The following is a 19,581-nucleotide window of genomic DNA, read 5'->3' on the forward strand; positions in this document are numbered from 1 at the left end:
GCCTCACGTCAGTTCGGGTGCAGTCCGGTGAATTCCAGCCCGGTCCTCTCCGGCCAGCCGAAGCGGACGTTCAGGCATTGCACGGCGCCGCCCGCGCCGCCCTTGACCAGGTTGTCCAGGGCTCCGATCAGGACCACGGTGCCGTCGTCCGCGGACACCGAGAACCCGACGTCGCAGAAGTTGGATCCGGTCAGGATCTTCGGCTCCGGCAGCCGGTACAGGCCCTGGCGCTGGGCGATGACCCGGACGAACGGCTCGTCTTTGTACGCCGCGCGGAACGCGGAGCGGACGTCTTTTTCCGACACGCCGGACGCCAGCTTCGCGTGGCACACCACCTGCACGCCGCGGACCGCCTCGACACCGGTGGCGGTCATCCGTACGGGATGCCCGGTGGCCTGGGCGATCTCGGCCTCGTGCCGGTGCCGGGAGGGCGCGAATACCCTCAGGGCACCGCTGCGTTCGGCGTGGGCGCCGGCCGGTCCGCCGGAGACCCCCGATCCGCTGGAGCCGGTACGGGCGTCCACCTGCACCGTGCCCTCGATCAGGCCCGCCCGGGCCACCGGCCGGACCGCGAGAATGCCGGCGGTGGCCATGCACCCGGGAACCGCTATCCGGTCGCTCGACGCCAGTTGGGCGCGATGCCCTTCGGGCAGCCCGGTGGTGAATTCGGGGATCAGCTGCGGTGCGGTGTGCGTGACGCCGTAGTAGGACGCGTAAACGTCGGGGTCGTGCAGGCGGAAGTCCCCGGACAGGTCGATGACGGTCTCGGCCAGCTTCAGGAAACCGGCCATCCTTCCCATCGTCTTCCGGTGCGGAGCGGCCAGGAAGAGCACGTCGAAATCGGCGCTCTCCACCGCGTCGTGGCCGACGAAGCACATGTCCGTGTGGCCGCGCAGATGAGGATGGGGGCCGTCGATCCGGCGCCCGGCGAGGCGGTCGGACGTGGCGGCCACGACCGTGACCCGTGGATGACCGAGCAGCAGGCGCAGCAGCTCGCCGCCGATGTAGCCGGATGCCCCGACGATCGCTACGCGGCGCATGGGCGCGACTTCGTCAGGAGGTGGTCGACGATCCGGTCGGCGACGGACAGCGTGTCGCCGAGGGCCTGCTGCAGACCGGAGAACTCGACGCCGTGGTTGACCTCCAGGACGAGGACCTCTCCCGTCCCGTCCTCGATCAGATCGACACCGGCGATCTCCGCCTCCACCGCCTGCGCGGCCATGACCGCGAGTTTCGCGATGTCCGGTGTCAGGGCGCACAGTTCGCTCACCGCGCCCCGCGCCACGTTGGTCCGCCAGTCCTCGCTGCGCCGGTAGGTCGCCGCGAGCGCCTCGCCGCCCACCACGACGACCCGGATGTCCCGCCCCGGCTTGGCTATCCACTCCTGCAGATAGACGATGCGGGCCTGCGGTGAGGGCAGTGCGGCGACGTACTCCAGCACGGTTTCCGCGGTCCGCCGGTCCGGCAACGCGGCGACCAGCCGCCCCCACGACCCCTGCAGGGGCTTCACCACGGCCGGATAGCCGAGGGTCTCCAGCGCCGTCAGCGCCGCCTCCGGGGTCAGCCCGAGGGCCGTTCGCGGCGTCGGGAGTCCGGCCTCGACCAGCGCCGCGGAGGTGCGCCACTTGTCCCCGCACAGCTCGGTCGCCCGCGCCGAGTTGACCACCGTGGCCCCCGCCGACTCCAGCGCACGGGCCGCGTACGTCGCCCTGGCGAGCCCGATCTCCCTGTTCAGCACGGTCGGGCGCGGGCCGCGGTCACCGAGTTGGTGCCACCACGCACGGCTGTCGAGGTGCTGAGGGGCGATCCCTCTGCGCGCGAAGGCTTCGAAGATGCTCTTCTCGTCGGCCCGCACCCGGGAAGCGAGTACGGCGAGGGGCACGGCGCGGCTCACTCGCCCCAGTCCTCTTCTATCTCCGGCGCGAGCGCGGCCCGCAGCGGATCCAGCGTGAGGATCTCCAATTCGCTGGCGCACTCACCGCATTCCACGATTTCGCCGATCACTGGTTTTCCGGCGGGAACCACCGAGTTCTCGCATTCCGGGCAGGTGACCATTTCCCTTTCCTTTCGTCGGCCGTCACGGGGCACGGGTAAACGTAGGGGCCGGGCCGGGCCCCGACAGGCAGAACCAGCGGCAGTCTCAGCGGCCCGGCCCGCCCCCGGCGGGGCGGTCCTCCACGTACAGCAGCCGCACCAGTTGCAGCGCGGTGAACTGCTCCGGCAGGTGGGCGCCGGCCGGCCGGACCAGGCCGTGGATCACCAGCGCGTGCAAGGCCGCGGCCGGATCCGGGACGAGGTGATCGATGTCCGCGGCCGTCCAGGACGGCCGGTCCGCCACCTCGGCCAGCACCTGGCGGTAGCGCTCGCCCACCGCGTCGACGCTGCGCGCCAGCGAACGCAGCAGGTTCTGGCAGGCGCAGCCCGTCGGCGAGGAGAGGAGGCGGGAGTCGCGGCCGGCTCGGGCCAGCAGGAGCTCGGGCGAGTACACCAGGCACCAGCCCGCCGCGTATTCGAGCGCCCGGGGGACGCCGTCGAGCCAGCGGCACAGCCGCACCACGGCGTGCGCATTGTCCTCCCGCAGCCGGAATCCCGGCCGTGACCGGCGCATATGGGACAGGAACAGCGCCACGGACGCGACCTCGCTCAGGCGCGCGTAGTCGTACTCCCGCGCCTCCTGGGGCACGGCCATCGCGGTGAGCGGCAGGACGCGCTCGCCCGGCAGGTGGCGGGGCGCCAGACCGGTCACCACCACGCGCAGCCCCGGGCAGCGCCGCAGCAGTGCGCCGACGTCCACCCGGCCGGGCCCCGGAGCGTCGTCCCCGTCGATCACCAGCAGCTGGTGCCGCTCGCCGATCGCCGCGGCCAGGTCGTCGGTGACCTCGGTGGCGCGCGCCGGCGGCCCGCCGGAACCCGGGTCGGCCGCCGGGGGCCCGCCGCAGGACAGCGGATCCCCGGCCGAGGAGTGCCACCCCACCCGCCAGCCCCTGGCACGCAGCACCTCGGCCGCCTCCAGCACCAGATGCGTCTTGCCGATGCCGCTGATGCCGACCACGCTCACCAGCCGGTGGCCGTGCACGGTGACCTGATCGAGCAGCACCTGAAGCTCCGCCTCCCGGCCCACCAGCGCGCCGGGCGGAGCGGGCGGCGCGGGCAGTTCGCACAGCGCCGGCCGGTGGTCCGCCGGGCTCCCCCCGGCGGCGTGCAGCTGCAGGCGCTCCGGGGCGCCCAGCCGCAACGCGTCGGCGAGCAGCCCCACGCTCTCCCGCCGGGGCCGTCGCACCCGGCCGCTCTCCAGGTCGCGGATCGCCCGGACGCTCAACGTGGCGAAGTCCGCCAGTTGCTGCTGGGTCAGCCCGGACCGGCCCCGGTGCCTCTTCAACAGCTCCGCGAAGGGCACGGCCGAGCCGGCTCCCCCCGCCGGCGCCGGCGGCTCCCGTAGGCCGCGGGCCGCGCGATCGCGCAGCGAAGGCCTGCCCGCCGATATCTTTCCGACGGTGTGCGGACCGGCGTTCATGCGCCGTTCGGTCTCCCCACAGGCGTCCCCGAACGCAAGGTGTCCGAGCTTCTCCTTTTCCCGGTCACCAATTTCGCGGACTGCTTCCCGTAGTTTGCTGCTCACGGATTCGGGAGCCCTTTCTCTGTACGATTCCTGCATTCCGGGCCCGGTGGGCGGCAGGCTCCACAAGTCGTCAGGTGCCGGCTTTCCCCCGCGTACACGCAGGTCATCCCCGTCCGCAGCCGCCGCCGGCCAGGCCGGATGAGGCCGTCCGGGTGCCGGCGCGGCCGGGTCCGGCCACGGCAGCGACGGTCCTCACGCAGAAAACAGCGGCCGCGGCGGTGCGGACAGACTTCATGACTTCTCCCGGAATTCGGTGTGAGGGGTACGGGAAAAGTCCCGGCCGCCGTTGTCCGGCCGCTTCCTCCCGCACTTCCAGAGTGGTAGGCACCCGTCCCGGAATCCAGCAACGGAACCATTCACCAAGTTCTCTGGCACCAAAGCGACGGGTGAACACAACACCCACAGGACCTCGATCACTGGCAATACGGACAGATGCGTCCGTCCGGTGCGCCGCACACCGGCCATCCGCCGCCGCGACCTGCGACGACCGGCTCGATCCGATCCGCCGTCGGCCGCGCGCCGCGGGCCGCGCTCAAAATCGGTATATCTGGGTGGAGTCGGTCATCCAGTGCCAGTTCACCGGGGCGTGCCGCCTCTTCAGCGCGCCCCGTCCGGGGCCGTAGGCCTTGAGGGCGGCCAGGTTCATGTCCGACCCCTCGGGGAGACCGGGGCGTTGCCGGGCGCCGGCCCGCCGAGCAGGGCCGTCGCGGTGGGCGTCCCCTCGGGGGCGAACCGGGTGATCAGGTGGTATGTGAAGTTGAGCCGGCAGGGGTCCGAGGAGGCGACGGCCTGCGGTCGGTAGCGGACCGCTCCGCACAGCGCGTATATCTCACCGGCTGCGTTCGCGGTGACGTCGTACGTCGTGAAGGCCCACCCCTCGGCGGGCTTGGCGGTGAGGTCGACGCGGTGCTCGCCCACGACGGCGGCGGGCAGGGCCAGGGGAAGGAGCGCAGCCATGACCGCCATCTTGCCCCCGACCACTGACAGCGGTCCTGGACGGCTCACTTCGTCGTCGTCCTTGTGGAGACAAGCTGCCTGCCCGTCAGCGCTGCCCGGGCGGCGGCGGACCCGGTCTCCGCGTCACCGCCCGCCCGCGCGCGGTCGTCCACGAGACGTGAGTGAGACGTTTCCAGAACGTCAGGGACCCCGGCAAAAGTGGTGTCCACACCGCGGGAACGACGCAGCGAAGTCCCGCACGAGCACAGGGGGAACACCATGCGCATGTCCCGGACTTCCCGTATCCGCACCACCGTGCTGGCCGCCGCCACCGCAGCCCTCGCCCTGAGCCTGACCGCCTGCGGCGGCAACGACGGGGCCGCCAAGAGCGACGCCGCCGGGCAGAGTCAGTCCGGCGCGGCCGCCGGCGGCTCCACGGCGAAGGCCGGCGGCGCGGAAGCGAAGGGCTCCAAGGAGGAGGCCAAGTCGGCGTCGGCGACGGGCGGCACGGAGACCGCCGGCAAGGGCGGCTCCACGGCGGACGTCCGGCAGTGCGTCGGCGACGAGCTGCACGTCACCGTGGAGCACCGGTTCGCGGGCCAGCAGGGCGACCACCTGCTGATCACCGCGGTGAACAAGGGCGACACGCCGTGCTGGGTGACCTCGTACCCGTCCGTCAAGCTCAACGGCGAAGGCGCCGCACTGCCGCTGTCGAAGAAGGCGGAGGGCGGCGACCAGCGGATCACGCTCCAGCCCGAGGGCACGGTCTACAGCGCCGCCGCCCTCTTCGACTACGGCAAGGACAACCGCCGCGCCAGCGGCATCTCCATGGCGCTGCGCGACAACGACGGCCGCCTGCAGCCCGAGTACTCCCTCGACGTCACCGGCGAGAACAGCGAGTTCGCCTGGAACGAGGCCGACGTCCTGAACTGGAACACCAAGAAGCCCTACGACTTCTGATCGTGCCGGGAGACCGGGCGCGCTTCAGGGCACGCCGGTCGGGCGGGAACCTCGGGGGGAGGTTCCCGCCCGATCTGTCATGTGTGACATCGCACCCGCGGGACACGGGCTCCGGAGCCCACCGCCACGCACTCGGTGCCGGGCGGCACGGCGGACGGCTGACGCCTCAGCAGGTCTTCAGCAGGTTCTCAGTAGGTCTTCGTGCAGTACCACGGGGTGGGATAGACGTATTCCACGTGCGTGCACATGCGGACGTTGTCCCGGCCGGCCCCCATGGCGGTCCAGGTCCGCTCGAAACCGTTGCTGTAGCTGTAGGCCACGGCCGTGAACGTGTACGGCGGATGTGCGTCGGGCGGGGTGCCGTCCAGGTTGGTGGTCCAGCTGTTTCCGCCGCCGTTCTGCGACAGGCGTCCCCAATGGGCGTTGCAGGCAGGCGAGTAGCGCAGGTCCCAGATGTTGTCCCACACGTAGATCTGCTCGATGGTGACCGCGTCGGCCGCGCATCCCATGGCCTGCGGGTCCTTCCCGGTGCAGCCGCCGTCATAGCACTGGAACGACTGCGTGGACGGGGTCGTGGCACCGGCCGGTGCGGCGGAGGTGCCGAGGGCGCCGAGGGTGGCCAGTGCGAGCAGGACGGCGGAAGCCTTGCGGCGAAGTCGGAATGGCATGAGGTGGTTGTCCCCCGATGTGAGTGGTGATGCCGATCGGGATCCATGGTGAGGCCGGGCCGCGCTTCCCGTAAGGCCGTTCCCGATGGCTTTCCGATGCCGATTCATGTGCCTTCGGTTATCAGAGCGCGTGACCGCAGCGAGGCCCGGTCCACCTCGCCACGGGCCCCGAGTTCGTCACCGGCATCAAGCCGAACGCACATCACCCCGAACGCACATCACGCCATGCCATGCCACGCGCGTCGTGTCACGTCACGTCACGTCACGTCACGTCACGTCACATGAGACAACGTCTAAGCCTCGATGAGTGTGGCCGACCTGGCGGCCTGTTCGATCTTCGCGCGGTGGGCCGCCCGGGCTTCCTCGTCGATCCGCTTCTCGTGTTCGGCGCGCAACCCGGTCCGGCCGTCGAGGCCCTCGCGCAGGATGTCGGCCTGCCCGGCATGCCGGATGGACTCGCCGAGGACATGGACCAGGACAGCGAACAGGTTCGTGTCGGCATGAGGCTCCGGCCACCACGGCACATGGCCGGGGGCGTCGAGGGGAAGCTCGTTGATCGTCGCGTCCGCGTGTGCCCACGTGCGCCGGTAGAAGCCGGTGATCTGCTCGCGGGTCTCGTCCGCGGCCGCCCACAGATCGCTGCCGTCGGAGTCCTGCCACCGGGGCAGCGGCTCCGGGGAAGGCCGGTCGAAGACCTCGCCGAAGTACCTGGCCTCGATGGTGGCGACGTGTTTGACCAGGCCGAGGAGGTTGGTTCCGGTCGCCGTCAAAGGCCGGCGGGCGTCGTATTCGGACAAGCCGTCGAGTTTCCAGAGCAGCGCCTCACGGTCCCGCCGCAGTATCCCGTGCAGGGTGTCTTTCGCGAATTCATCGATCATGCGGCAGGAGCCTGCCATGGGCCGCTCGTGGCCTCAAGATCCGTTACGTGGTCCGCGACGACCGGCGGAGCCGGGGCCTGGCCACGGCCACCGCCCTGACCTGCCGCCAAAGGCTCGCGAAACATGCCACGTGAGACAACCTCTGAGCCGGGACCCGTGAGCCGTGAGCCATAAGGCATAAGACATAAGGCATAAGAGCCGAGGCGCGAGGAACAGCGGGCCCATGTGCCTTATATCCCCATGAATGAGCGAGGCGAGAGCGGCCGATTGCCGACTTGTGGCGGCCGATTCGCGCATGGTGCCCTTACCGCTTGCAGGGCAACTGATGCTTGAGGAGGCGAACAAGGCTCATGATCAATCGAATTGTCGCGGTGGCGGCGCTGGTCCCGGCCATGCTGGGCGCTACGGCCGCAAATGTTCCGGCGCAGTCCGCGCCGAAGACGTCGGCGGTCGTCACGCTCACCTACGACGCCAGCGGGGCCGGAAAGTGGGCGGATGCGATCAAGAAGTCGGCGGAGAATTGGAATAACGCGGTGCACAACGTGCATTTGCAGCCGGCGAGTTCGGCCGCTTCGGCGGACTTCGTCTACAAGGAGACCAACGGCTGGCCGCAGTCGACATTGGGGCCGATTTTCCCCGGCGGCCGCGGTGAGGTGCAGCTCGGCCAGGAAGCGGTGAATGAGGGTTACGACCTGGCGCGCGTCGCGACGCATGAAACCGGGCACATCCTCGGGCTGCCCGACGACTACGAAGGACCGTGCTCCGAGATCATGTCCGGTCACGGCCCGGGCCCCTCGTGCACCAACGACAAGCCGGACGCCACCGAGGCGGCGCAGGTCGACCAGAACTATGCGCGTGGCGCCTCGGGAGCGCAGCTGAAGGACCGTCAGGTGGTGGTGGACATCTGGCGCGGCGCCCCGGCTCTCGCGCCCTCGCACTGACCGGCCACCGGGCGACGCCGGCGGCGGTTTCCTGGTCGTCCGGGTGGACGGCACCGGATCGGCCAGGAGCCGCCGGCTATTCCCCCTCCCCCTCATTCCCGGCCGGCTGTGTGGCGGTGCCGGCGGTGTAGATGTCCTTGACCTTGACCTCGGTCACCGCACGGCCTTCGGGGAAGACGCGGCGCCAGTCGCCGATGACATGGAGTTCGTCGGTGCCCATGGCGCGAACGACGGTCAGGCCCTCCTCATGGGCTTTGAGCGCTTTCATCCAGAGGTTGGCAAATGCCTGGGAACGGATGAGGTGCATCCAGTCGGGGCGGTACAGCTCGCGGTTGTAATTCGATTCGCCCATGGTGGAGACGAATTTCGCGTACATCGCCTTGACGTATTCCAAGGTCACCGTGTCGTCCGTGGCCAGTGCGCCGTCGCGGGCGTTCTTGAGGACGGTACGGAATTTCTCCAGCAGGTTCTCGGTGGCGCCGGAGGTGTAGGACTCGTGGATTTCCGGCGGGTCGCACAGTCCGTAGCGGGGACCGGAGAGGCGCTGCAGAAGACGCAGGGTGGGTTCGGTGACCCACAGCGGGCCGGGTTCGTCGCGCTGTCCGAGCGGGTTGGGCAGGGTGTGCTCGTGGCTCCAGTGCGGCGGGGTGATGAGGTGGACGCCGGCGCGGCGGCGGTCGTGGGCGAATCCGGTGGAGTGCTCCAGCTGACCGATCGGCAGATGCGTCTTGAGCGCCGAGAGATACGCACCGTTGATGTCGAGCGCGGTGACCTGGTGTTCGCCCGGCGGCAGTTCGCCGCGGGTCCACTTGGGGCGGGCTTCCCAGATCTGGTCGGGGCCGCGGGAGCTCTGCTTCTGGAGGATGTCCGGCATCCAGGGGTGGGCGATGATGTCGTAGCGGGCGCCCTTCCGGGTCTCGTCCAGCAGCGCCATCGCATCCGGGATCGCCCTTCTCACCAGCGCCGCCGTGGCCGCTTCCGGGTCGCCGCCGTGGTCGGCGAGGGCGGCCTGAACCGCCCGGCCGATGGCGTCGGTCGGCTCGGACGGGGGACGGAAGGCGCGCCGGGTGGGGGGCTTGCCGGGCTGCGCGGTGGACTTCCGGGCGCTCGGGGCGGGGCGAGCGGCGCCCGCCGGCGGAGCCGCCGCCGGCTCCGCCGGGGGCGGCGGGACCTGCTCGGCGACCGAAGCGGCCGATGCCGCTGAAGCAGCCGATGCGGCCGATGCGGCTGATGCGCCCTGGCAATCGGCGGCGCTGAGGTGCTGCGGAAAACCCGCCACCCGGTGGGCGGCCGGGCGACCGCACAGGACGCACGACTCCGGCACGGCCAGGTTCTCGACGTCGTCGCCGCTGTCCTCGTCGCCGCTGCCGTCGTCGCCGTGCCGCTCGTCGTTCTCGTCGCCGGTCTCGCCGCGGCAGCCGTCGGGTGACGCGCCGGCGCCCTCGGCGGGCTCGTCCGTCCGGGACGGGGCGTCCGGCCCGGAGGCTGCCGGGATCTCCGAGGGAGAGGCGGGCGGGGCCTCCGGCTCGGGGGTGAGCTTGGCGGCCAGACCGTCCAGGAGATAGGCGTACTTCGCGCGGGTCTGCCCGGCCGGGTCACGGCCGGTCTCCCAGCCGGTGACCGTGGAAGGGCTCACCCCCAGCGCCCGGGCCACCTGCGCCTTCGACAGTCCGGCCTGCTCGCGCAGCGCCCGGCGGGCCTCGGCGTCGGGGAGGGGAGCTTCGGGAACGAGGGAAGCCAGCAGGGAGTCGATGGCCTCGAACTCACTCATCGCTGCGTCACCTCCGCACCGGCCCGCCGGGCGCGGCGCCGCTCGGCCAGCTCCGGGGTGACGACTTCCTTCACCCGCTGCTCGCCCCACCCGGTGATCTGCGCCGCCCGCCCGATCCGGCCGTGCACCGGCCGCCCGGTCACCGGGTCGCGGGCCAGATAGCCGCGCAGCGCGGCCGCGACCCGCTCCTCGGCGACCTTCAGCGCCTCGACCGCCGCCGCAAGCTCACCCTCGTCATCCACCCGATCCGACATACCACTGATCGTGTCAATTCTCGCTACCGCAGTCAAAACATTGACCGTCGGCGATTCGAGGACGAGGGGCTTGCGGTCAGGGGCGGGGGCCGCCGGTGTGCGTCAGTGTGCCGGTGTCGTCCCTTCCGCGGGGGCGCCGGAGACCTTGCAGGTCAGGTCGTGGGGCGGGAGCTGTCCGGTGGTCAGGTAGGCGTTGATGGTGCGGTCGGCGCAGGTGCGGGGGTCCTTCTTGTAGACGCCGTGGCCCTCGCCGCCGGCGACGTAGAGCATCCGGGAGCCCTTCAGGGCGCGATGCATGCCGAGGCCGCTGGCGAGGGGCGTCTGGGAGTCCCACTGGTTCTGGACGGTGAGCACGCCGGTGGTGTTGTTGACGGTGGTGGCCGGCTCGGCCGGTTCGGCCCAGAAGGCGCAGGGCGTGATGTTGGAGGTGAAGTCGCCGTAGAGGGGGTACGCGCGCTTGTCGCGGGCCGCGTCGCGCCGGTACTGCGCGGGGTCGCGGGGCCAGGCCGTGTCGCCGCAGGCGAGGGACCAGAAGGCGGCGGGGCTGTTGTCGGCGGGGGCGTCGTCGCCGGGACCGCTGTCGCCGGCGCCGTCCGCGGGCTCGGCTCCCTCGGCCGGCGCGGTGTCCTTGGCGGGCTTGCCGCTGCCGGCGGCGGCCTTGTGCAGGTCGGCGACGGTCTCGGCGGCGAACTCCGGGGTGACGAACAGCGGCTGCATGGTGGCGCGGATGCCGTCGCCGTTGAGGGTGTCGCCGTTGTGCGGGACCGGCTTGCGGTCGGCCCGGGCGACCAGGTCCCAGAAGGTCTTCCGCACCGCTGCCGGGGTGGTGCCCAGGTGGTACGTGGCGTCGTGGCGAGCGGTCCACCGCGCCCAGCGGGGGAATGCCTCTTCGGCGCCCTTGGCCCACGACTGGAACATGCCGCGCCAGATCCGCGCGGGATCGACGGCGCTGTCCAGGACGAAGCGGTCGGTGCGTTCGGGGAAGAGCTGCGTGTAGACGGCGCCGAGGTAGGTGCCGTAGGAGGTGCCGAGGTAGGAGATCTTCTTCTCGCCGAGCACGGCGCGCAGGACGTCCATGTCGCGGGCGGTGTTACGGGTGGTGAAGTGCCGGAGGTCGTCGCCGTGGTGCGCCCGGCACTTCCCGGCGATGCTCCGGGCCCAGGCGACGTCCTTCTGGAAGGTGCCGGGGTGGTAGGGGCGCTTGATGCTCTGTTCCGCTGTCGTCAGGCCGCAGCTCAGGGGCGTGCTGCGGCCCACGCCACGCGGGTCGAAGCCGATCAGGTCGTACCGTTCGCGGACCGTCTCGGGCATCGTGTCGGCCATCACCATGGGCATCAACGCGCCCGGCATCCCCGGGCCGCCGGGGTTGAAGAGCATCACGCCGTGCCGCTTGCCCGGGGTGCTCGTCTTCATCCGGGAGACCGCGAGGTCGATGGTCTTGCCGGTGGGACGGCGGTAGTCGAGGGGCACCTTGAGCGTCGCGCACCGGTAGGCGGCGGGCATCGTGGCGCCGCAGCGGTGCCACTCGGGGCGCTGGTGGTGGAAGCGGTGCAGCGGGTCCGCGGCGGATGCCCGCGCCGGCATCAGAGTCGGGGCCAGCGTGGCGAGGGCTCCCGTGACGAGCAGCGGTGCCCAGCGTCGTATGCGCACGGGTCCGTTCCTTCCGGTCGGCTTCATGATCGTTACGACGATCGCCTGCCGGAGCGGGCCGGCACATCACCCCGTGGACGTCAGTACGGCAGACCGGGATCAGACCCGATGCGTACGCCGGACGCTACCCAGGTATGACATGCGGGTCTGCCGGAGCGCTCATCTGCACCGGAACGCCATCGAGTTGACGACATGTCAGGGATTCGACACCCCCACACAATCGACGGACGGCGCCCCGGCGCGCTTCCCCTCTGCCCCGCTCCTCAAGCCGTGCGCAGGCCCGGATCGCTGACACCCGGCGTGCCGTTTTCCACATGGCCGGCGAGGCGGCGCAGGAACGCGGGGTCGGAGTCGGAGACGACGGTCAGGTCGTACCAGCGTTTTCCGGCGCCGAGGTCCGCCGTGTGCCGGATGCTGCCGCCCGCGGGGACCGTGAGGTGCGCGGTGGTGCCGTCGTAGGCATTGGTGAGGGTGAGGCGGCAGTCGGCGGCGTTGGGGTTGGCGAAGGTCAGGGCGAGGTTTCCGGTCGACGCGTCGTGGCGGGCGGTGACCTCGGGGCCGGCGGCCTTTCCCGAGCCCTTGAAGGTGCGCAGGAAGCCGTTGGGGCCGAAGACCGAGAGATCGTAGACGCCGCCGGAGTAGGCGGTGTTCCAGGTGTCGGAGAGCTGTGCGCCGGCGTGGGTGGTGTAGGTCCACGGGCCGTCGGTGCGGTTGCCGGCGGTGACGGTGAAGCACGCCCCGGCGTCGTCACCGGCGCCGAACGTGAGGGTGTACGTGCCGGCTTCGGGGGCGGCGGCGCCGTCCACCAGCGGGGCGTAGGGCAGCGCCCGCGCCGGGCGGGAGCCGGGCTCCTGTTCGGGGAGGGCGGGCGTGGCGGGCGGCTCGGGGACGTAGCTGTCGTGGCGGTCCCTGTCCGGTGGTTCGTAGGCGCCGGTGCCGGGCAGGGCGGCGGGGGCGGTGTCCTGGAGGGCGAAGTCGAAGGCGGAGGTCAGGTCGCCGCAGATGGCGCGCCGCCACGGTGAGATGTTCGGCTCCTCGACGCCGAAGCGGCGTTCCATGAAGCGGATGACGGAGGTGTGGTCGAAGACCTCCGAGCAGACGTAACCCCCGGTGCTCCAGGGGGAGATGACGAGCATGGGGACGCGCTGGCCCAGGCCGTAGGGGCCGGCGGCGTAGCTGGCGTTGCCGGGGAAGTGATCGAGGGCGGTGTCGACGGTCGAGGCGCCCTGGTCGGCGGAGGCAGGCGGGAAGGGCGGCAGGACGTGGTCGAAGTAGCCGTCGTTCTCGTCGTAGGTCAGGAACAGCGCCGTCTTGCTCCACACCTCGGGGTTGGAGGTGAGGGCGTCGAGGACCTGTGAGACGTACCAGGCGCCGTAGTTGGCTGGCCAGTTGGGGTGTTCGCTGAATGCTTCGGGGGCGGCGATCCAGGAGACCTGCGGCAGCGTTCCGGCCTGGACGTCGGCCTTGAGGTGGTCGAAGTAGCCGTCGCCGTTCTTGACGTCGGTGCCGGTGCGGGCCTTGTCGTGGAGTGGGTCGCCGGGCCGGGCGTTGCGGTATTTGTGGAAGTAGAGCAGGGAGTTGTCGCCGTAGTTGCCGCGGTAGGCGTCGTCGATCCAGCCCCAGCCGCCGTCGGCGTCCAGGCCGTCGCCGATGTCCTGGTAGACCTTCCAGGAGATTCCGGCCTGTTCCAGCCGCTCCGGGTAGGTCGTCCAGTCGTATCCGGCCTCCTCGTTGCCGAGGACCGGGCCGCCGCCCTTGCCGTCGTTCCCGGCATGGCCGGAGAAGAGGTAATAGCGGTTGGGGTCGGTGGCGCCGATCATCGAGCAGTGGTAGGCGTCGCAGAGGGTGAAGGCGTCGGCGAGGGCGTGGTGGAAGGGGATGTCCTTCCGGGTGAGGTGGGCCATCGTTCCGGTGCCCTTGGCGGCGATCCATCGGTCGTATCTGCCGTCGTTCCACGCCTGGTGGCCGCCCGCCCAGTCGTGGTTGAGGCCCTGGATGAACTGCATGCCGAGGTTCTCGGCGTCCGGGTGGTACGGCAGCAGGTCCGTGGTGCCGTCGGACTGGTGCCAGACGGGCTTGCCGCTCGGCAGCGTCACCGGGCGCGGGTCGCCGAAGCCGCGTACGCCCTTCAGCGTGCCGAAGTAGTGGTCGAAGGACCGGTTCTCCTGCATCAGCACGACGATGTGCTCGACGTCCTCGATCGTGCCGGTGCTGCGGCGGGCCGGGATGGACGCGGCGCGGGCGATGCTGCCCGACAGCGCGGAGAGCGCCGCGGTCGCGCCGGCGATCTGAAGGAACCTGCGGCGGTTGAGTTCTGGCATGCCTGGACCTCTTGTGTGTGTGGGGCGCCGTGGTCGGGCGGCGCGGTGGCAGGCGGTGCGGGGTGGGGCGGGTGTGCCGAGTGTTCCAAGAGGAGCGGGGAGCGGGAAGAGGGCGAGAGGTCCGCGTTGGTGCCCGGGGGCGTCGGATCCGGAGGAGGCCGGGCCCGACGGCACAAGGCGCCGGCGGCGGAACGGCGCAACGGCGGCGCCGGGACGCCGGCCGCGGCGGCAGCTCGGCTCAGCCCGCCTCCACCCCGTCGAGCAACCGCGCCAGGAACCGGCCGAACGTCGCTTCGGCGTCCTGGGGGCGGCCCGGGGAGGCGAGGGCGTCGGCGAGTTCCGGATGGGCGCCGTCGGCGGCGACGGCGGCGAGATAGCGGGACTCGGCGGCGGCCCGGTCCGGGGAGTGCGCGAGGGCGGCCTGGGCGATCTCGTGGCTGACGTGCCCGGCCACGAACGCGGTGAGCTGGGCGAACACCTCCAGCTTCGCCGCGCCGTCCAGACCGGTGGGGCGCAGCGCGGCGAGTGCGTGCTCCAGGAAGGCCAGGGTGCGAGGGCCCGGGGTGCGGCGCGTGGTGAGCGCGGCGGGCAGCCAGGGGTGGCGGAGCATGTGGGCGCGTTGCCGGTGGGCGAGGGTCTTCAGGTCGGCTCGCCAGTCACCGGTGGGCGGGTCGGTGACGGCGAGTTCGCCGGCGACGTGGTCGACCATCAACTCCAGCAGCGTCTCCTTGTCGGGGGCGTAGCTGTAGAGCGACATGACGCCCGCGCCGACCTCGGTGGCGACCCGGCGCATGGTGACCGCGTCCAGCCCTTCCGCGTCCGCCAGTGCGACGGCCGCCGCGGTGATCGCCTCGCGGCTGAAGGAGGGGCGGCGGCCCCGGCGGGGTTCGGCGGGACGCAGCCAGAGCTGTTCGGGGTCGGGGCCGGCGGAGCCGGGCGGTGCGCCGTGGGGCACGTCTGCTGTTCCTTGCCTGATGGTGGGGTGCGCTTGCGGTGGTCATCCAAACACCCTTTACCCTGTAACCCATTCTCGTACGCTGTACGGAATTAATGCTCGTGGGAACACGGGGAACGGAGGGGAGACGATGACGTCACCTGAGCGCGGCGCCGTCGGGATGGCCGCGTGGGCACCGCCGGCCGGGAGGCCGCCGCTGTCGTCGCGGATGCTGCGGGCCACCTGGCGGGGGCTGCCGGCGCGGCGGTACCGGGCCGGATGGGAGCCGGGGCTGGTGGTGCCGGGCGCCGACGGCAGCCCGTTGCTCACCGACCACTACTTCCCACGCGCGGAAGGCGACTTCCCCACCCTCCTGGTCCGCTCCCCCTACGGCCGCGGCCTGCCCTGGTCACCCCTGTTCGGCCTGCTCCTCGCCGAACAGGGCTTCCATGTGGTCCTGCAGAGCTGCCGCGGGACCGGCGGCTCGGGCGGCGCGTTCGATCTGTGGCGCAACGAAGCCGCCGACGGCCACGCCACGGTCGCCTGGCTGCGCGGACAGCCCTGGTTCACCGGCGTCCTGGGAACCATCGGCCCCAGCTACCTCGGCTACGTCCAATGGGCCCTCGCCCTCGACCCGCCACCGGAGCTCAAGGCCATGGTCGTCCAGGTGGGACTGCACGATCCGCACGCCCTCTTCCACACGGACGGCGCGCCGCACCTGGAGAACGCCCTCGCCGTCGCCGTCGGCATGACCCACCAGCACCGGGGCACGGTGCCGTTCCTCAAGGCCACCCTGCGCCTGCAGCGCCGGCTGCGCGACATCATCGGCGCCCGCCCCCTGCGCGGCGCCCACGCCGCCGCCCTCGGCGGCGAACCGCCCTGGCTGGACGGTGTGATGTCCCACCCCGACCCCGAAGACCCCTACTGGGACGGCGCCTCGCTCGCCGAGCCCGCCGAACGGCTCCGCGTGCCCACGGCGCTGATCACCGGATGGCACGACGTGCTCGCCGACCAGACCCTCGCGCAGTACGGCCGGCTCCGCCGAGCGGGCTGCCCGGCCTCCCTGCTCGTCGGCCCCTGGACCCACACCTCCGCCCTGGGCCAGGGCTGGCCCCGCGTCTTCACCGAAAGCCTCACCTGGCTCCGCGCCCATCTGCACGCCGACCCCACCGACCTGCGCCCCGCCCCCGTCCGCGTCCACCTCGGCGGCCACGGCACCTGGCACGACCTTCCCGACTGGCCGCCACCCGCCACCCCCACCACCTGGCACGCAGCCCCGGACCGGCGCCTCACCCGGCACGCCCCCACGGGCTCCGCACCGCTGGCGTCCTTCCGCTACGACCCGGCCGACCCCACCCCGTCCCTCGGCGGCCCCCTCCTCTCCCGCACGGCCGGCCCGCAGGACAACGGCCCCCTCGAATCCCGTGCCGACGTCCTCACCTTCACCGGCCCGCCCCTCACCGAACCCGTCGAGATCCTGGGCCCGGTCACCGCACGCGTGAGCATCTCCACGGACACCGGCCACGCCCATGTCTTCACCCGCCTGTGCGACGTCGACCCGCAAGGCCGCTCCGTCAACGTCTGCGACGGCCTGGGACTGCTCCGCGCCACCGCGCACTCCCCCACCCGCCTCACCGTCCCGATGAGCTCCACCGCCCACCGCTTCGCCGCCGGGCACCGCATCCGCTGGCAGCTCAGCGCGGCCGCCCACCCCCGCTACGCCCGCCACCCCGGCACCCACCACACCCCCCTCGACGCCACCACCCTCCGCCCCGTACACCTCACGCTCCACACCGATTCGACGCTGACGTTGCCGTACGGGGTGGGGGTCGGGGAGGGGGGTGTGGATCGTTGACCTGCCAAGAGCCCGCGCTCCCCGCGCCCAGGAAATCCCCTCCGGAAGATCCGCCATACTCGACCCGCACGGCCGGACACGGCACGGCGTACGGGAGGGGACTGTCAGATGGATCCGTCGGTCATCGCCACGCGGTTGGGGGCGGCCGCACTCCAGCCGCTGGTACGGAAGCTGCTCGTCGCGGATGGACCCGGCGCGGGGGTCGTGGAACGTCCCGTACGGATGTCGGGGTGGCTCTCCTTCCGCGGCGAGAAGAAGCAGCTGAGCGAGAAGGATCTGCACAAGCTGGCATCGGAGTTGGTGCGGCGGGCAGTCGGGCCGCTGCCGTCGAGCGACCGGCCGGCCGAGGACGAAACGGCCGCCACCGCACACGCCTTGGCCTTCACTCTGCACGCACTCGGCGACCTCGACATGGACGACATACACGCCGTCGAGCTGGGCGAAGGCAAACTGGCGGACCGCCTGAAGGAAAAAGTGCCCCCCGCCACGTTCCTGTTCCTGTCGCAGGACGCCGTGGTCCTGCACGACGCCGTGTTGCGCGTGGCGTGCCGGCACATCCTCGAATTCTTCTCCCAGCGGTCCACCTTCGTGGCGCGCTCCTTGGTGGAGCAGACCCGGCGTCAGGGACTCATACGCTCGGACACCTCGACGTTGCTGGACCGCCTCCCCAGCATCGATTCCCGGGACGCGGAATTCGAGGCCCGGTACGCACAGCAGGTCATACGCCGGCACAGCGAGCTGACGATCTACGGGCTGGATCTGCGCCACGCCCGCGAGTGGCAGCTGGACACCGCCTACATCTCTCTGGAGACGGAGACCCGGCAGGGCCCGGCGGTTCCCGTCCCCACCGAGCGCATCCTCGCGGGGCGCGACCGGGTGCTGCTCCGTGGTCTGGCAGGCTCCGGCAAGACGACCCTGCTGCAGTGGCTGGCCGTGTCCACCGCCCGCGAGAAGCTGCCCGATGAACTCGGAGCGCTGCGCGGCCGTATCCCGTTCGTGCTGCCCTTACGGACCCTCGCCCGCGGGAAACTGCCCCGCCCGGCGGAATTCCTCTCCTCGGTGAGCTTCCCCCTGACGGAACCCTCCGGATGGGCGGAGCGGGTGCTCACCGCCGGCCGCGGGCTGCTGCTCGTCGACGGGGTGGACGAGGTTCCCCGCGACATGCGGGAGGCCGCGCGGCAGTGGCTGCACCAGCTCATCGCCTCTTTCCCGGAACGGAATCTGTGGCTGGTCACGACGCGCCCCTCCGCGGTCCACAACGACTGGCTGCAGTCGGACACGTTCGAGGAACTGTCCCTGATGCCCATGACGGAGGAGGACATCGCCGCGTTCATCCGGCGATGGCACGCTGCAGCACATGCCGGGAACGAACGGGCCGAGGCCCTGCTGATGGCCGTCCGCACCAAACCGTATCTCGGGGAACTGGCCGTCAACCCCCTGATGTGCGGCTTGCTGTGCGCCCTCCACCGCGAGCGCCACGGCTTCCTTCCCGAGGACCGCAAGGAGCTCTACGACGCCGCCCTGGCCATGCTGCTGGAACGCCGCGACCTCGAACGCGGTATGCACCGCCCGGGCGATCTGCGGATCGGAAAGGAGCCGCAGATCGCGCTGTTGCAGCGCATCGCCCACTGGATGGTCCGCAACGACCGCTCCGAGATGGGCCGTGACGACGCCCACGCCGTTCTCGCCGAACACCTCCCGTCGATGACGCACATCGACGCCGATGCGGAGAGCGTGCTGCGGTACCTGCTCGATCGCAGCGGCGTCCTGCGGCAGCCCACCGCCGACACCGTGGACTTCATCCATCGCACCTTCCAGGACTACCTCGCCGCCAAAGCCATCGTCGAGGCCCGCGACTTTCCCTGGCTGGAGAACAACGCCGAGAACCCTCAGTGGGAGGACGTCATCCGCATGGCCGTGGCCCACGGCCGACCGGACGAACGGGCCCGCATCCTGCGCGGACTCGTCCCCGTCCTCAACGATCCCCGGCCCCCCGAGGGATCCAGCCCGGGGCGGCCACAGCTCCACTTCCAACGGGCTCGTACAGCCCCCGCGTCGAGATCCGTCAGGGGGCGGCGGCTGCCGCTGCGCCGCGTCCTGCTCGCACGTTCCTGCCTGGATCACGCCCCCGAGGTGGACTCGATGCTCCAGGAGCACATCCTGCTGCTGACGCGCGACCTGCTGCCGCCGAGCAGTCACGGGGCCGCCCGGAGGCTGGCCGAGTACGGCGGGCCGCATCTGATCACGATGCTGCCGGGGCCCGACGACCTCGACGACGACCAGGCCGAAGCCTGCGTCATCACCGCCACCCGGCTGGCGTCCAACGCCGCCATCGCCTACCTGGCCGGCTTTCGGACACATCCCTCACTTGCCGTGCGGCGCCAACTCGCCTGGTCCTGGCACCGATTCGACTGCACCACCTACGCCGACGAGATCATCTCCCATCTGCCGGAGGACGACGAGCTGTATTTCACCGCCGCGAGCACCGAACATCTCCTGGCACTGCGTGCGATGGGCGACCGCGCCCGGATCCAGATCCTCGGAAAACACCACCCGGGCGACCTCGCCTCGCATCTGTCCCCCGAGCGGCTGACTCACCTGTGGCTGCGTGAGGGGTACACCACCGTCTTCCGCAGCATGAACTGGCTCGCCCGCTTCCCCCGTCTGCGCACCCTCGTACTCCCCAGGCCGCCTCATCCGCTCGACGCCCACACGATCCCCAGCTCCGTACAGGTCGTCTTCACCCATCAGGAAGGACCGGAACCGCTGGCGCCGTAGGCGGCGGTCCAGCGAT

The 19,581-nt window shown here is 71.3% G+C and carries 16 protein-coding genes; 4 read left to right on the top strand and 12 right to left on the bottom strand.

Annotation, left to right across the window (positions count from 1 at the left end):
* Positions 1–8: 8 nt before the first annotated feature.
* The 5 genes from argC to ABT345_RS03975 form a co-directional block, all read right to left on the bottom strand.
* Complete coding sequence (gene argC / locus ABT345_RS03955) at positions 9–1,040, bottom strand: N-acetyl-gamma-glutamyl-phosphate reductase (RefSeq protein WP_345081479.1); 1,032 nt, start codon at positions 1,038–1,040, stop codon at positions 9–11.
* Entirely contained in the window at positions 1,028–1,894 is an 867-nt protein-coding gene (locus ABT345_RS03960) for a RimK family alpha-L-glutamate ligase (protein WP_345081482.1), read from the bottom strand. The genes argC and ABT345_RS03960 overlap by 13 nt, the downstream gene beginning before the upstream one ends.
* Positions 1,891–2,055 (bottom strand): lysine biosynthesis protein LysW, encoded by a 165-nt coding sequence (locus tag ABT345_RS03965; protein ID WP_345081485.1) that lies wholly within the window; start codon positions 2,053–2,055, stop codon positions 1,891–1,893. Before ABT345_RS03965 ends, ABT345_RS03960 begins: the two co-directional genes overlap by 4 nt.
* Before the next feature lie 85 nt (positions 2,056–2,140).
* The gene (locus ABT345_RS03970; protein ID WP_345081488.1) at positions 2,141–3,397 is read right to left on the bottom strand and encodes a helix-turn-helix domain-containing protein; all 1,257 of its coding nucleotides are present in this window, start codon (positions 3,395–3,397) and stop codon (positions 2,141–2,143) included.
* A gap of 864 nt (positions 3,398–4,261) precedes the next feature.
* Entirely contained in the window at positions 4,262–4,576 is a 315-nt protein-coding gene (locus ABT345_RS03975; RefSeq protein ID WP_345081491.1) for a hypothetical protein, read from the bottom strand.
* Between the two features lie 264 nt (positions 4,577–4,840).
* On the opposite strand from ABT345_RS03975, the gene ABT345_RS03980 reads away from it, so the two are divergent.
* Positions 4,841–5,515: a DUF4232 domain-containing protein gene (locus ABT345_RS03980; RefSeq protein WP_345081494.1), complete on the top strand. Its 675-nt coding sequence runs from the start codon at positions 4,841–4,843 to the stop codon at positions 5,513–5,515.
* Positions 5,516–5,703: 188 nt separating this feature from the next.
* Here ABT345_RS03980 and ABT345_RS03985 read toward each other — a convergent pair whose 3' ends face one another.
* Both ABT345_RS03985 and ABT345_RS03990 read right to left on the bottom strand, forming a co-directional pair.
* The gene (locus ABT345_RS03985; protein ID WP_345081497.1) at positions 5,704–6,183 is read right to left on the bottom strand and encodes a DUF2690 domain-containing protein; all 480 of its coding nucleotides are present in this window, start codon (positions 6,181–6,183) and stop codon (positions 5,704–5,706) included.
* Positions 6,184–6,476: 293 nt separating this feature from the next.
* Complete coding sequence (locus ABT345_RS03990; protein ID WP_345081500.1) at positions 6,477–7,061, bottom strand: DinB family protein; 585 nt, start codon at positions 7,059–7,061, stop codon at positions 6,477–6,479.
* A 350-nt stretch (positions 7,062–7,411) separates the two neighbouring features.
* Here ABT345_RS03990 and ABT345_RS03995 point away from each other — a divergent pair, with 350 nt between their 5' ends.
* The gene (locus ABT345_RS03995) at positions 7,412–8,002 is read left to right on the top strand and encodes a snapalysin family zinc-dependent metalloprotease (protein WP_345081504.1); all 591 of its coding nucleotides are present in this window, start codon (positions 7,412–7,414) and stop codon (positions 8,000–8,002) included.
* 76 nt (positions 8,003–8,078) lie between these two features.
* On the opposite strand, the gene ABT345_RS04000 is transcribed toward ABT345_RS03995, so the two are convergent.
* From ABT345_RS04000 to ABT345_RS04020, 5 genes are all read right to left on the bottom strand, one after another.
* Positions 8,079–9,773, bottom strand: coding sequence for a helix-turn-helix domain-containing protein (locus ABT345_RS04000; RefSeq protein WP_345081507.1), 1,695 nt, complete (start codon positions 9,771–9,773; stop codon positions 8,079–8,081).
* A complete protein-coding gene (locus ABT345_RS04005; protein ID WP_345081510.1) occupies positions 9,770–10,027 on the bottom strand; it encodes a hypothetical protein in 258 nt (85 codons plus the stop codon). The genes ABT345_RS04000 and ABT345_RS04005 overlap by 4 nt, the downstream gene beginning before the upstream one ends.
* Positions 10,028–10,129: 102 nt before the next feature.
* Entirely contained in the window at positions 10,130–11,677 is a 1,548-nt protein-coding gene (locus ABT345_RS04010) for an alpha/beta fold hydrolase (protein ID WP_345081513.1), read from the bottom strand.
* A gap of 263 nt (positions 11,678–11,940) precedes the next feature.
* On the bottom strand, positions 11,941–13,998 hold the full coding sequence (locus ABT345_RS04015; protein ID WP_345081516.1) for a phosphocholine-specific phospholipase C: 2,058 nt from the start codon (positions 13,996–13,998) through the stop codon (positions 11,941–11,943).
* Between the two features lie 238 nt (positions 13,999–14,236).
* Positions 14,237–14,953 (bottom strand): TetR/AcrR family transcriptional regulator C-terminal domain-containing protein, encoded by a 717-nt coding sequence (locus ABT345_RS04020; RefSeq protein WP_345081519.1) that lies wholly within the window; start codon positions 14,951–14,953, stop codon positions 14,237–14,239.
* A 130-nt stretch (positions 14,954–15,083) separates the two neighbouring features.
* On the opposite strand from ABT345_RS04020, the gene ABT345_RS04025 reads away from it, so the two are divergent.
* Together ABT345_RS04025 and ABT345_RS04030 are read left to right on the top strand one after the other, a co-directional pair.
* Complete coding sequence (locus tag ABT345_RS04025; protein WP_386458408.1) at positions 15,084–16,787, top strand: CocE/NonD family hydrolase; 1,704 nt, start codon at positions 15,084–15,086, stop codon at positions 16,785–16,787.
* 108 nt (positions 16,788–16,895) lie between these two features.
* On the top strand, positions 16,896–19,565 hold the full coding sequence (locus ABT345_RS04030; RefSeq protein WP_345081522.1) for an NACHT domain-containing protein: 2,670 nt from the start codon (positions 16,896–16,898) through the stop codon (positions 19,563–19,565).
* Positions 19,566–19,581: the final 16 nt, after the last annotated feature.

It is taken from the genome of Streptomyces sp. NPDC000404 (genome assembly GCF_040300365.1).
Classification (GTDB): domain Bacteria; phylum Actinomycetota; class Actinomycetes; order Streptomycetales; family Streptomycetaceae; genus Streptomyces; species Streptomyces ramulosus.

Bases quoted from the DNA above. Each gene is read 5' to 3' on its own strand.
- ABT345_RS04015 (WP_345081516.1), bottom strand. From the start codon at position 13,998: ATGCCAGAACTCAACCGCCGCAGGTTCCTTCAGATCGCCGGCGCGACC.
- ABT345_RS03965 (WP_345081485.1), bottom strand. From the start codon at position 2,055: ATGGTCACCTGCCCGGAATGCGAGAACTCGGTGGTTCCCGCCGGAAAA.
- ABT345_RS04030 (WP_345081522.1), top strand. From the start codon at position 16,896: ATGGATCCGTCGGTCATCGCCACGCGGTTGGGGGCGGCCGCACTCCAG.
- ABT345_RS04005 (WP_345081510.1), bottom strand. From the start codon at position 10,027: ATGTCGGATCGGGTGGATGACGAGGGTGAGCTTGCGGCGGCGGTCGAG.
- ABT345_RS03980 (WP_345081494.1), top strand. From the start codon at position 4,841: ATGTCCCGGACTTCCCGTATCCGCACCACCGTGCTGGCCGCCGCCACC.
- ABT345_RS03975 (WP_345081491.1), bottom strand. From the start codon at position 4,576: ATGGCTGCGCTCCTTCCCCTGGCCCTGCCCGCCGCCGTCGTGGGCGAG.
- ABT345_RS03985 (WP_345081497.1), bottom strand. From the start codon at position 6,183: ATGCCATTCCGACTTCGCCGCAAGGCTTCCGCCGTCCTGCTCGCACTG.
- ABT345_RS03990 (WP_345081500.1), bottom strand. From the start codon at position 7,061: ATGATCGATGAATTCGCGAAAGACACCCTGCACGGGATACTGCGGCGG.
- ABT345_RS04025 (WP_386458408.1), top strand. From the start codon at position 15,084: ATGACGTCACCTGAGCGCGGCGCCGTCGGGATGGCCGCGTGGGCACCG.
- argC (WP_345081479.1), bottom strand. From the start codon at position 1,040: ATGCGCCGCGTAGCGATCGTCGGGGCATCCGGCTACATCGGCGGCGAG.
- ABT345_RS03995 (WP_345081504.1), top strand. From the start codon at position 7,412: ATGATCAATCGAATTGTCGCGGTGGCGGCGCTGGTCCCGGCCATGCTG.
- ABT345_RS04000 (WP_345081507.1), bottom strand. From the start codon at position 9,773: ATGAGTGAGTTCGAGGCCATCGACTCCCTGCTGGCTTCCCTCGTTCCC.